Origin of the sequence: Peribacillus huizhouensis (assembly GCF_014138605.1) — a bacterium.
Taxonomy (GTDB): Bacteria; Bacillota; Bacilli; order Bacillales; family DSM-1321; genus Peribacillus; species Peribacillus huizhouensis.
Genome location: NZ_JACJHX010000030.1, coordinates 18,829 through 29,939 on the forward strand (window position 1 = coordinate 18,829; position 11,111 = coordinate 29,939).

The 11,111-nt window shown below is 33.9% G+C and carries 16 protein-coding genes and 1 pseudogene; 12 read left to right on the top strand and 5 right to left on the bottom strand.

What is annotated here, in order from left to right; all coding sequences use genetic code 11:
* Window positions 1-105: 105 nt before the first annotated feature.
* On the bottom strand, window positions 106-249 hold the full coding sequence (locus HNP81_RS22380) for a small acid-soluble spore protein P (protein ID WP_082190999.1): 144 nt from the start codon (window positions 247-249) through the stop codon (window positions 106-108).
* Between the two features lie 146 nt (window positions 250-395).
* Here HNP81_RS22380 and HNP81_RS22385 point away from each other — a divergent pair, with 146 nt between their 5' ends.
* Window positions 396-653, top strand: coding sequence for a hypothetical protein (locus HNP81_RS22385; RefSeq protein ID WP_182504056.1), 258 nt, complete (start codon window positions 396-398; stop codon window positions 651-653).
* A gap of 173 nt (window positions 654-826) precedes the next feature.
* Here the strand turns inward: HNP81_RS22385 and sspO are convergent, their stop codons facing one another.
* Together sspO and HNP81_RS24810 are read right to left on the bottom strand one after the other, a co-directional pair.
* Window positions 827-970, bottom strand: coding sequence for a small acid-soluble spore protein SspO (gene sspO, locus HNP81_RS22390; RefSeq protein ID WP_084552237.1), 144 nt, complete (start codon window positions 968-970; stop codon window positions 827-829).
* 322 nt (window positions 971-1,292) lie between these two features.
* Window positions 1,293-1,388 (bottom strand): DUF7010 family protein, encoded by a 96-nt coding sequence (locus tag HNP81_RS24810; protein WP_376766778.1) that lies wholly within the window; start codon window positions 1,386-1,388, stop codon window positions 1,293-1,295.
* 857 nt (window positions 1,389-2,245) lie between these two features.
* Between HNP81_RS24810 and HNP81_RS22395 the strand changes: the two genes are divergently transcribed.
* Together HNP81_RS22395 and HNP81_RS24815 are read left to right on the top strand one after the other, a co-directional pair.
* Window positions 2,246-2,656 (top strand): hypothetical protein, encoded by a 411-nt coding sequence (locus HNP81_RS22395; RefSeq protein WP_028390737.1) that lies wholly within the window; start codon window positions 2,246-2,248, stop codon window positions 2,654-2,656.
* A 308-nt stretch (window positions 2,657-2,964) separates the two neighbouring features.
* A complete protein-coding gene (locus HNP81_RS24815) occupies window positions 2,965-3,249 on the top strand; it encodes a DDE-type integrase/transposase/recombinase (RefSeq protein WP_182504057.1) in 285 nt (94 codons plus the stop codon).
* 301 nt (window positions 3,250-3,550) lie between these two features.
* Here the strand turns inward: HNP81_RS24815 and cotR are convergent, their stop codons facing one another.
* On the bottom strand, window positions 3,551-4,507 hold the full coding sequence (gene cotR / locus HNP81_RS22405; RefSeq protein ID WP_182504058.1) for a sporulation hydrolase CotR: 957 nt from the start codon (window positions 4,505-4,507) through the stop codon (window positions 3,551-3,553).
* Window positions 4,508-4,854: 347 nt separating this feature from the next.
* Window positions 4,855-5,487 (bottom strand): LysE family translocator, encoded by a 633-nt coding sequence (locus tag HNP81_RS22410; RefSeq protein ID WP_182504059.1) that lies wholly within the window; start codon window positions 5,485-5,487, stop codon window positions 4,855-4,857.
* A gap of 173 nt (window positions 5,488-5,660) precedes the next feature.
* Here HNP81_RS22410 and HNP81_RS22415 point away from each other — a divergent pair.
* The 9 genes and pseudogenes from HNP81_RS22415 to HNP81_RS22450 all read left to right on the top strand — a co-directional run bounded on the left by HNP81_RS22415 (window position 5,661) and on the right by HNP81_RS22450 (window position 10,977).
* Window positions 5,661-6,052: pseudogene (locus HNP81_RS22415) on the top strand (DUF5412 family protein).
* 136 nt (window positions 6,053-6,188) lie between these two features.
* Entirely contained in the window at window positions 6,189-6,587 is a 399-nt protein-coding gene (locus tag HNP81_RS22420) for a YbaN family protein (RefSeq protein ID WP_028390741.1), read from the top strand.
* A gap of 253 nt (window positions 6,588-6,840) precedes the next feature.
* On the top strand, window positions 6,841-6,963 hold the full coding sequence (locus tag HNP81_RS24410) for a hypothetical protein (RefSeq protein ID WP_268745176.1): 123 nt from the start codon (window positions 6,841-6,843) through the stop codon (window positions 6,961-6,963).
* Window positions 6,964-7,227: 264 nt separating this feature from the next.
* On the top strand, window positions 7,228-7,575 hold the full coding sequence (locus HNP81_RS22425) for a VOC family protein (protein WP_182504066.1): 348 nt from the start codon (window positions 7,228-7,230) through the stop codon (window positions 7,573-7,575).
* A 636-nt stretch (window positions 7,576-8,211) separates the two neighbouring features.
* Entirely contained in the window at window positions 8,212-8,664 is a 453-nt protein-coding gene (locus tag HNP81_RS22430) for a hypothetical protein (protein WP_182504060.1), read from the top strand.
* Window positions 8,665-8,848: 184 nt separating this feature from the next.
* Complete coding sequence (locus HNP81_RS22435) at window positions 8,849-9,052, top strand: hypothetical protein (protein ID WP_182504061.1); 204 nt, start codon at window positions 8,849-8,851, stop codon at window positions 9,050-9,052.
* A gap of 147 nt (window positions 9,053-9,199) precedes the next feature.
* Complete coding sequence (locus tag HNP81_RS22440; RefSeq protein ID WP_182504062.1) at window positions 9,200-9,574, top strand: hypothetical protein; 375 nt, start codon at window positions 9,200-9,202, stop codon at window positions 9,572-9,574.
* Window positions 9,575-9,847: 273 nt separating this feature from the next.
* On the top strand, window positions 9,848-10,246 hold the full coding sequence (locus HNP81_RS22445) for a hypothetical protein (RefSeq protein ID WP_182504063.1): 399 nt from the start codon (window positions 9,848-9,850) through the stop codon (window positions 10,244-10,246).
* Between the two features lie 524 nt (window positions 10,247-10,770).
* Entirely contained in the window at window positions 10,771-10,977 is a 207-nt protein-coding gene (locus tag HNP81_RS22450) for a hypothetical protein (protein WP_182504064.1), read from the top strand.
* The last annotated feature ends 134 nt before the right edge of the window (window positions 10,978-11,111 follow it).

The following is an 11,111-nucleotide window of genomic DNA, read 5'->3' on the forward strand; positions in this document are numbered from 1 at the left end:
TAATCAACAAAATGAAAGAGTAGGACCTCACTAGTTCTAATATTAGTTCGAAATTTAGGAACTGTATATTAGAGTATGAGGTCCGACACTTCTCCAGTATTTAGCTTACATGTCGTGACTAGAATTGTGTTTTTGGCGACTGTGATTTCTGTTTTTTACTTTATGTGACCCGCTTAAAGGAGCGGGTTGTCCGGGATTATCCCCTTTGGGAGCATTTTTCCTTATATCTTTTCCATCATTTTTGTTCATGTGTGATCCCTCCTCTTATCAATTATGATGAGCAGGAATATATAGAATATACACGATTTCACTTTCTTATTATCGTATAATCTTTGTCAATAAGTAAAACCTACTCCTATATCGCAATTTTATAATTTAAAAAGGAGTGGGCAAAATTGCAAGATAAACAAGATAAAAGGCGTGCATTTCAGGCAGCCGATCAAAGCTTTAAACAAGTGCAAGAAGCAATACATGGAATTGTTAAAGAGGGACCAGATTATGGAAGTCAACTTAAACATGTGAAGCAAGAAATGAATGAAGCATATCAACAAATTGAAAGTGCGCTGCAAGTTGCCTCAGAGCATCAGCGGGAGCAACTGCAGCAGTATCAACAGGATCTTCAAAGTATGCTCGATGAAGTCGAACAATCGTAATAAAGATTAATCCAGGACACTATTTACAATGGTGGCGAATTTTGAAGAACTTTCTTAATAAGTACGTATAACTGCCAATTAGATGGGTAATATTAGCAAGTCATGAAGCCCAGTTCCCATCTCCTTCATACAAAAGTAACCGCCAGCTGAACGTTTTACTGGCGGTTTTTTGATTACTGGTTTTTCTTTCGCTTTTTATTATTTTGTTTTTGTTCTTCTGTCAAAGGTTGTGAAATTTCTTCGGTATATCCTGCCACACTCCCATTTGCCTTAGCTGCATTCAATCTAATAATATTCTCCGCTTTACGTTTAGTCATGTAGATCACCTCCACGTATAGCATTAGTCATAAATGGGGTTTCTATGTAGATATAAACATTGATAAAAGGTAGAACAGTCCGTAAAAGATGATCTTTACAGAACGTTTCTAATTTGTTGGATTATTTATTAGATGACACAAAATGTTTAGCAAATAAAATCACAAAATGATGATTAAAATAAATCGGTTTTAAGTTCTCTAAGAATCAAAAGCACACCAATACCATACACAATAGAGATGGCTAATGAACTAGAATAAATGCTTGACTAATAAGGAATCCTCCTGAAATTAGAGAAGAAAGACGGGTACCTAATTTAACAAATTAACAAAGTCTGCTTATATATATCCACATGTAAGACAGAAAATGTGAGCCTCCTAATAACCCGATCGTGAAAGGAAGATATTCAGGTATATGCATATACGCAATTATAAAAAAGGGGGTACATGGAAAAATGAGTTAATATTTCTTCATCGTTATTTTACCAGGTAGATCTAAATAAATTATTTATAGTATGGAAAAGTTTTTAAGGAGGAGCAATGCTTGCTGTAAGCATTTTTGCAAGTATGAAACTGATTATATTCATCAAAAATTAGTATGGTATTAAAATTGGAACTATTACTAATTCAATTCCAATTCTAATGGTATGGAGAGAAGTGATTTTTCACCTAACCACTTTCGACCATCCAAAATAAATTTGACCACAAACCGTCGATGAAATATGAAAAGTTGTAGTGGACAACCAATTAAAAGAGGGATTACATATGATATATTTCGAATTGGAAAAATTTCTTTAGGTAGAGGGAAATATTATGTTCACTTTACGAGGTCTCCTATTGATATAGCAATCAATTCAAAGATATGGGTCGATTTCAACCGCGTAGTTCTCTATCAATGTTCGTTTGAAGAGGATGATTTATATTCCATGATGGATTTTACTTTAGATACAGAAGATAGGGGGGATGAGTTACAGGGAAGATTGCCAGTGGAGTTTCCTTTTTGAGGCAGATTGAATCTTTTAGTCTAGGTTGATACAAATCCAACTTCCGAACGGTTCGGAACATCGTTTTAAATGACTCGGAACGTCCTTGTGAGCAATTCGGAGGTTCCGATCATTTCGGAACGTTGTAATAGGTAGTAGACACAGACTATGCAATAAACCAATTTGAAGGAGGTAAACTAATAACAAAATTTAAGTTTGTCCACAGCGAAGGTCAACACAAAAGGATTAGATTCACATAAAATAAAGGAAAACTTGAGTTCTGGGGTTGGTACTAATGGAACATCCTAAAAATAAAAGCAATAATAGACAAGATTTCAAAGATAAAAAAAGTAAAAAAATTTTAGAATTGGAAAAAGAAATTGAATTAGGGTTGTGGATTCAAGTAATAGGTCAGATTATTGAAGTTAAAGGCTTATCAGGGCTTTTGCATATTGAGGAAGATGCAAATTCATCAGGGGAACAACAAATACTAACTGGTGCTTTGATTAGGACGATTGGCCAAATACTAGAGGCTATTTCTGTATCAAGTCAAATAGGGGAAACCGATATAATTAAACTTCTGCGAGAACAAAAACTCGCTATTACAGGAGATTTTCTTGTGTCAATTGGTTCAGCTTATGAAGTAGCCGGGGGAATCCGTGTACTTCAAGAGGAATCAGTCGAAACACCTCACATTGTTCTATAAGGAAAATAACCAATCTGACACTTTGTAAAAAAGTTAACATTCAGTTAATAAAGAGAAATATGTACTACGATACTGATATAAGGTACAGATTTGGCGTGAAAGGTTACTGCACAGTTCGAATAAATAGTGATTGAGAGGATTTGAGATTAATATTATGAAAGCTAATCCAGGGATTAAATGCGGCTGATTAGTGAGGTTTATTATAGGAATACCTTTGGGCTTGTATAAACGATTCATTAACTCGGAGCATATTACGCATCTCGCCCTAATGAAAAGTGGGTAACTGATATTACGTACAGAAACTGTATTTGTCTGCCATCAAAGACCTATATAATAATGAAATCGTTGCCTACCAACTTAGTAGACGCAATGATTATAAACTAATCTTGGATACGTTTAAAAAAGCCATAAAAGGAAGGGATGTAAAAGATATCCTTCTTCATAGTGATCAAGGATACCAATACACGTCCCATAACTATAAACAGTTACTCATAAAATATAAAATGAAAGCTAGTATGTCTAGAAAGGGAAACTGCTGTGATAACGCTGGGAGGGTTGACCTCCATGAGACATGTGGACATCCACCAGTGTAAACATACTTTTACTAGTTATCTATTTTTTGGATAGAGTTGGCTAAGTAGCTAAAGTCCTTTTTTCTCTACAGTACCAAAATTGCCCTTACTTTCAACTTACATCCACCGCTTTAATGGCTATCTAATACAGATCATAATGAAATCTTAAGAATAAGCGAGGAATCCAGAGTTATTCCTTTCTTTATAGAGGGAGTTTAGTTAAAGAAGAACTGAATGAATAAATAAAAACAGCCAGATTGGCTGTTTTTTATAAAAAATCCAAATTCTTGAAAAAAATTAATCAGATTTATGGATAGTTATATTAATTCCAGTTTTTCTCTATAAATTGAATTGCAGGTTGTAAATTTGTTCTGTTAGCAATTGAAATGACAGCGGGAACCACAGTTGGGTCCGTTTTGGAGAAATTAGGAATCCGTGGATTTAACCGAAAAAAACGATTTCCTAGAAGCAGAGAACTGACCATGGATTCATAGTAACCGGATCCACTAGAGATAATCTGAAGAAATGGCAGTAAAGGTTCATTGGGCGATCGGTCCAAAAGAACTCCCCAATTTGGGGGAAGGTTCTTCATATTTTCGGGGCGTATGTTATCCGCACTCACCATCCCCCACCCCTCCGTATCTCTTCTTAATTGAGTCGGCTCTTCACCTGTTCCAATGGATAATACCGCAATTTGATCGAGCGGCTGTTTGGCTTTCCCCACTGCAAACGCGATACTGGCTGTACTGGGGTTAGTTGCAACTGTATACCCATCCACGTAGTTTTGATAGGCTCTTTGCGTCGCGGGAGCACCACTGCTCCGTAGTATTACATCACTCGCTTTCTCATTAAAATAGGGAGAGCCAGGAAAGTTGTGGAATAACACAGGAGTCCAACGATTCAGCTCCGGTGAGAATAAATGAAATGCAGGGACAACAATTCGTCTTTTAAAGTCTTTGAGGAGAAGATCTGGTGGAAAAAATGTTTGTACTGCTTTAATGAAACCAGAATATGGTAATTGTTGGTTAAAAACAGGTCCACCTGGTCGGGAAACGCTGAATGCCGGCAGGATTTTATCCTTAAAAAATTGGAGTGTCTCCTTTGGCGATCTTCCACTTGCTAACGCAAGGGCAGTGAATGAACCGATTGAATTTCCCGAAAAAACATTGGTTCGACTAATTAATTTTGGGTTTTGCTGAGCCAGTCTGTTCAAAAGTTGTAAACTTAATGCACCTAAGGTACCGCCTCCATCAAAGGACATGATCCGATATTTTGTCAAAGTTGATTTCTCCTTTCTAATCTGATCACAAGTATCATTAAGTATATGTTTATTACGTGTCTTGTATGGGTATGAATTTCCTTTCTCCTTTCAATAACGTTTTTGTGAGCATTGGTACAGGATTTCTTATAGTAATTGTTGATTTTTTGTTCACGTCATATGTTGTTCAATACGAAGAGGTATTGTGAGGAATTCTACTTAAACAAACGGGATGCTTTACTTTAAATAGAAGTAGAGCCCTATTCTTATTCAAGTAACTGGCAGGTTAGTTCATAAGGTTGTTGAAAATTTTGTGGTTATGAAGAGAAAAGACCCTTAGATTAGAATCCAGAGGTCTAAAAAGCATTCTAATTATGAGCCTTTTCTAGAGCCAGTTTAACACCAAAACCTATTAGTATGGTACCTGTTATTCCTTCAATAAACGTTTGGGTTCTAGGCTTTTTCATAAAAGCACTAATCTGGTTAAGTAAATAGATATAGAACAAAAACCAGACGGCGGTTAAAACGGAATAAGTTATTCCCATTAATAGAAACGGTAAAAAAGTATTGCTTCCCGAATCCACGAACTGCGGCAAGAAGGTTAGGAAAAAGATAGCGACTTTTGGATTTAGGATGTTGGTAAGGAAACCTTGTTTAAAACAAGACTTGCTTTCATACTTACTTTCGAAAGTCATTTCGGTGGTGGTTGCTGCTTTCTTGTTCTTTAGTGCCCATAATGTCTTGATGCCTAGATAAATTAAGTACACAGAACCGACGTATTTGAAGACAGAAAATAATAAAGCCGATTTCACAATAATTGCTGAAAGACCTACAACAGCAGCCAATGTATGAATTAGTAGTGCACAACAAGTACCAAACATTGTTTTAAAACCTCCTGTTCTTCCAGCAGTGAGGGTATTTTTTGTAGCGATAGCAGTATCAGGACCAGGTAAAATAATGAGAAAAATACACATAATTAAAAACAAATAAAAGTTTTCCATTTTTATTAACCACCTTTCCAAGTATTATTCCTTAATTCTTGTTAAACTTAATTTACCATAAACATTTTAAAAAGTGGGTTATTTTCAAGAACAACTTATCTTCAGCTAATGAAGCAAATTATCTGAAGAAGACATTTTCAAAAAAGGGAATTGTGTCTTTGGAACATAGTGAAGTGAATGTTGAATTTGAGAAAAAAAGTTTTTACAAAAAATTGTTTAAGGGATTTATAATAGTTGGTTTGTTATTTGTTGCAGTGGTCGGGTATGGAGTTTATTGGGCATTCTTTGATATGAAAAGGTTACCAACGGGAGAATATCTTACAGAAGAAAAATCAACTGATGGAAAATACACGTTAAAAGCATATGTAACCAATGGGGGGCTACATCTTCTTATTCTGTTCGTGGTGAGTTGGTATTTAATCGAAAAGGAAATAAAACAAAAAATATCTATCGGAATTATCGATAAGATACTGCAAATATTATTTGGACATACAATAATACAGTGGTAATAAACGGACATATATTAGATGTGCCAAATGATAATTTAGATTTTAGAAATCAGTGATAATGCCCTTTTATCTTCAAGTAACTGCAAGGTGAGTTCAATTAGAAAATGGTATGATACTAATCAGTGATGTTAATCATTTGGACTACCTCTGAACGTTAAAAGGGAATACAATATAAATAAAAAGGTGATTACAATGAAAAAACTAAAAAGTATCCTGTTTTTGTTTCTTGGATTTATATCCCTTGTGATTGGCATTGCAGGGACTGTGTTACCTGTTCTGCCGGGCGGTCCGTTTTACTTATTTGCTGCTTTTTGCTTTGCAAAAAGTTCCAAGTCGATTGAAAACTGGTTCAAAAGCACCTCATTATATAAGAAATACGTTGAAGCATTCCTACAAAAAAAAGGGATGACTCTAAAAGAGAAAATTAGAATCAATTTAATTGCCGATTTCTTCATCGTAATTTCTGTGTTTTATGTGGATATCCTTTTAGTGAAAGTCCTATTGGTAGTGAGCGCCCTCTACAAACATTATTATTTCATTAAAAAAATTAAGACAATTGACCGGAACAGGACGAAACAAAGAGCTTCTTGAAAACTTTCTTTGACGAATGGGTGCTTTACTTGATTAATGAGTAAACCCTTTTTCTTATTGAAGTAACGGGGCAATTTAGTTAAAGAAGAAACTCAAATAGCATAGCCTGCAAAAAATAAAGCAAACTAAAATAGTGGGTGCCAATAACAAAAAAATTCGGAAAAGATACTACTCTGATATCTTTATATAGTGCATTTATAATTGTTGGCATCCTAGTGGAATAACTAAATCAAACTACAAGGGTGGTGAAAAAATGTCTAAAAAGAAGAATAAGCAATTTAAGAATAATAATGCTCTACCTAAAACAGATGTAGAATTTGCGCATGATGGACTTGAAAAAGTAGCATTAAAAGCCCAAGAAAGCAAGAATAAATAAACATATGTGACAGTCCAACTGCCTCTCAATTAAACTTGATGTTTTTTGGGGATCCTAAAATTAATCGTCATAAGACCGTCTTTTTATTTTAGGTCATACAAATGGAATTAACGGGTGCAAGAGTTAAACAGGGGTTGCTGCGGCAATCCTTTTCTTTTTGTACTAACGGGCAGGTAGGTTGAAGAAGGAATTTGATTTTACTTCTTGAATATCTAATTTAATCGAAAAATTAAAGAAATTAGAGAAGGGAACGAGTTTATTATGATGATAAAAGGCTTCGGGGGAATATTTTGGAGGACTAAAAATCTAGATGCTATAAAAAAATGGTACAGTGAAGTGCTGAAGATTGAAATAGAAAATTGGAATGGGACTATTATTAAACCCCATTCAGAAAATGAAACTATCTTTTCTTTCTTTACTGAAGATGACCTTTACTTCCCAACAGAACAGCAAGTGATGTTAAATTTCCAAGTTTATAATCTAAACGAGACTATTAAGCATCTTGAACAAATTGGTGTTCCACTTGTAAAGGAAAAAGAGATTAGTGAATTTGGTAAATTTATTTGGATTAAAGATCCTGAAGGTAGACTGGTTGAGCTATGGGAGAAATAACGGGTTGTAATTATTCATATTTTGTTGAACAAACGGGTGCTTGAGCGAAACAAGGAGTTGTAGTTACGGCTCCTTTTTCTTGTTCGACTACGAAGCAGTTTAGCATTCCTTTAGATCGCTATTTTTCAACTTTGAAAAAAATAGTGCTCCTCAGTAAGATATGAGTTTAGGGGAGTTTGAATTGTGTGAATCTTTTTAAGCTATTTGTTTATCAAGTCGTTTTTTCTATTATTGGTATGGTAAATAATTATTTTTTTAGGGAGTTTTTATATGAACACTTCCACATTAATAATAAATTTATTATTTCATTAATTAAGACACCTATTGATTTGATAATACTTTATTACACCTTTCGGTTATATTTCTTATTGAAAACTAAGCTGAGATACAAGATTTTAATTACATAGGTGCTTTTATTGTTGGGGCATTGACTTTAGGGTTATTAACTAATTATATAGTTATGTAAAAATCTTAAGGTTCAACGAATGATTTCTTCTTCAACTATTGCGTAGCTATAGCATGATAAGGGGGTGCTACGGCAGCCTTTTTCTTATTGAACAAACGGGTAGTTTAGTTTAAGAAGGAAGTGGTAAAATATGCTATTAATAAGAATACTTAATAAGCTGGTGGTATCTGATGGAATGGATAGAAGTTAAAGATAGTAAAGATATTGAAAATCTCTTGGATAAATTTGGTGGTTTTCATGATAGTTGTTTAAAGGAATTATATATGTGGACTGACAGTTATGTGGATGAGAATTTATCGATGGGGGTATCACCAGAACTGGATACTAATGTACGAATCCTTTTCCAAAGGCAGTTTCGTGACCCTTCCGCAATTGAGTTATTATTTGAAGGTGTAACTCAGTTTCACATTGTTCCAAGTCCAATTAATTACGATTCAATCATTTATGATGCAAAACTGATTTTACATAAAGGTTTATTTTATTGGGCTGATGCCTATGATTGGGAACCTGAAGACTATTCTCTTCATACAAATAGCTGGATTTCTGCCAAGAGTTTGAAATGGCGGGACGCTAGTTCATGGATGGGGAAACAAAATAGATACGGTGTAATAAATAAAGAGTAAAGGGTTTCTTATTAAACTAACAGGTGCTTAAATTCAACAGCGCGACCACCAAATTGGTGGTCTTTTTAATGTACGAAACTATACAAAATCAAATCATACATTCAAAAAACCTTATTCAACTAACGGTACAGGATAGTATAATAAGTGATTAAACCGATTTTAAAATTTAAGTTAGGTGTGGTTAATGGTGCGTATTTTATCCCTAGTTGCAGGAGTTATTTGTATAGTTATATCATTGCTTATTTACATACCAGGTATAAAGAAAGCCAATTCTATTAAGGACAAGTGGATGGAATTTTTAGATTTTGTTTTAGACCCATTTACAGGATTAACAACTTTGTTTTATTTAGGGCTTCTACTAATGTTATATGGCTTATTAGGAGATTAAATTTACTATGAGTAGTTTACTAACGAGTACTTTAATTCAACAGCAAGACCTCAAAATCATACATTCAGAAAAACCCTCTACTTCAACTAACTAGCAAGATAATTGAAGTAGAAACTGTTAAAATAGTGATAAAAAGGTGATGGGAAAATGGATACATTTCCAGGAGAAAACGACTTACTTTCGTTATTTGAATGTGAACCGATGTTATTAGATAGCACTTCGAAAGACTTACCGTTTTATTACAATAAAGCAACATATCAATTTTTTAATGGAAAAGAAGACTTTATTGTTACACTTTCCCCTTCTTATGGTGAAGTGAAAATACAAGTAACTCAGCGTACTTCAAATAGATTGTTATCACTTTTGGACCTGAAACGAGTTGATAAATTTGAAATTACAGCAGATAAGAAAGACCATTCAAGTGTACTAATAACAGTTGCTAATGAGGACTCCCAACAAATGATTGAAATTGATTTTAAGCCTTATTTTAAACAGATTTTTAAAGAACATTTTACCGGGTAAGTACAAAATCTTATTAAACTACCCCCTTTTTTATGCAGCTACCATGCTTCTGAAGAAGCCGAAAATGTTGATTCATCAACAATGTATAGAATCATGTATAAACGATAAAAATGGACCATTCGGAACCCCTTGGTGCTCAAGGGGTTATATGTTTCAGAAGTTCCGAAAATTGACTTTATGTCAACCTAACATGAATACAGTATACAGCTACTGAAGAAAGGAGAATCTGTTAGAATTGATATAAAACAGTTTAGGTGGAAAGGAGCATCAAATATGGATAATAAACGTGCGTTCTTAGTGGAATTACATAGCATTATTAGAGAATACTCGCTAATTGAAAAAGAACTAAAAAACCCTTCAAGAAAATTAACATGGGAAGAATTCAATTTAACTGAAAAAGAGGTTTATGCCTTAAAATATCAATCTTTCTCTCCTGAAAGCATAAGTGCTATCCAAAAAATAGTAAGAGATAATATTATGGGAGCTTTTCATGATGCCTTTAGTTTACTAGACGGAGTTTCTGATCCAACAGTAGAGAAAGTTGATGACATATGGGTAGGATTGAGATTAGCAGACGTGCAAGAAGACGAAGAAGCTGAAGATGAAATGATGTTACATGATGAGTTATATGATAGCTATTGGGATTGGTTAGATAAGCAAGAGAAAGATTAACATTTAACGCTTTCAAAATTATGTAAATAAAAAATGCTCTCCAGGTAATTTGGCTGAAGGAAATTTTTTGAAGGATTCTAGATACATTGAATTCCGATAACATCGCTTATGGTGACTAGATTTGTATATGATATATATTACTTGTAATGTACCATATTTCTTAAGAATCTAAATTTAGGAGTTCATATAACTATGTGGAAATCTGGTACCTATAAAAAACTTAATTAAATAGTCCAATTGTACAAAGATTTGTTGATACCTTTAATAAGGAATATAGTAATGGTGGAACAATCATACATTGTTTTCAAGTAACAAATCATCAAGTTTTTAGAGAGCTACCTTGGAAAGAAGAAAAATATGAAAAGTATTTTAAAAAGCTTCTGTCCTTTCCAGATATAAGAAATAATATTGCTGAATTAAATATCAGTGATCCACTTGAAAATGAAACGGGCTTAAAAGAAATAAATTCTCTAATCCTTGATGGAAGCTTTGCAATAGCACTCATGTGGGGCGGTGCTTGTGAATTGGATAGAGACGCCAGTGAAGCTAAGAAATTAGGGCAAATGATTTGTGATTACATGTTTCAAGATAGATTTTCCGAAGTAAAAGTATTTAAATCAGGACAAGCTTGGGCTAATTGGTTTTATGGTGTTGCTTGGGATTGTACATGGATTATTTTTGATGAAACAGAACAAAAATTATGGGTTATTTGTATAACAGATACAGATTAATTCTTTAAATCAACTTACAATAATAAAAAAGGACCTTACAATTGTTATTATCCCCTTATAGTAGACAGTAAAAAGAAAGGATTGTACTGTCTTCTATGGAGGGGATTTTTTCATGGGGAAAATTAGAACAACAT

Excerpts from the sequence above, each read along its gene's own strand:
- HNP81_RS22380 (WP_082190999.1), bottom strand. The coding sequence starts at position 249 with ATGAACAAAAATGATGGAAAAGATATAAGGAAAAATGCTCCCAAAGGG.
- sspO (WP_084552237.1), bottom strand. The coding sequence starts at position 970 with ATGACTAAACGTAAAGCGGAGAATATTATTAGATTGAATGCAGCTAAG.
- HNP81_RS24810 (WP_376766778.1), bottom strand. The coding sequence starts at position 1,388 with ATGCATATACCTGAATATCTTCCTTTCACGATCGGGTTATTAGGAGGC.
- HNP81_RS22395 (WP_028390737.1), top strand. The coding sequence starts at position 2,246 with ATGGAACATCCTAAAAATAAAAGCAATAATAGACAAGATTTCAAAGAT.
- HNP81_RS22410 (WP_182504059.1), bottom strand. The coding sequence starts at position 5,487 with ATGGAAAACTTTTATTTGTTTTTAATTATGTGTATTTTTCTCATTATT.
- HNP81_RS22420 (WP_028390741.1), top strand. The coding sequence starts at position 6,189 with ATGAAAAAACTAAAAAGTATCCTGTTTTTGTTTCTTGGATTTATATCC.
- HNP81_RS24410 (WP_268745176.1), top strand. The coding sequence starts at position 6,841 with ATGTCTAAAAAGAAGAATAAGCAATTTAAGAATAATAATGCTCTACCT.
- HNP81_RS22425 (WP_182504066.1), top strand. The coding sequence starts at position 7,228 with ATGATAAAAGGCTTCGGGGGAATATTTTGGAGGACTAAAAATCTAGAT.
- HNP81_RS22430 (WP_182504060.1), top strand. The coding sequence starts at position 8,212 with ATGGAATGGATAGAAGTTAAAGATAGTAAAGATATTGAAAATCTCTTG.
- HNP81_RS22435 (WP_182504061.1), top strand. The coding sequence starts at position 8,849 with ATGGTGCGTATTTTATCCCTAGTTGCAGGAGTTATTTGTATAGTTATA.
- HNP81_RS22440 (WP_182504062.1), top strand. The coding sequence starts at position 9,200 with ATGGATACATTTCCAGGAGAAAACGACTTACTTTCGTTATTTGAATGT.
- HNP81_RS22445 (WP_182504063.1), top strand. The coding sequence starts at position 9,848 with ATGGATAATAAACGTGCGTTCTTAGTGGAATTACATAGCATTATTAGA.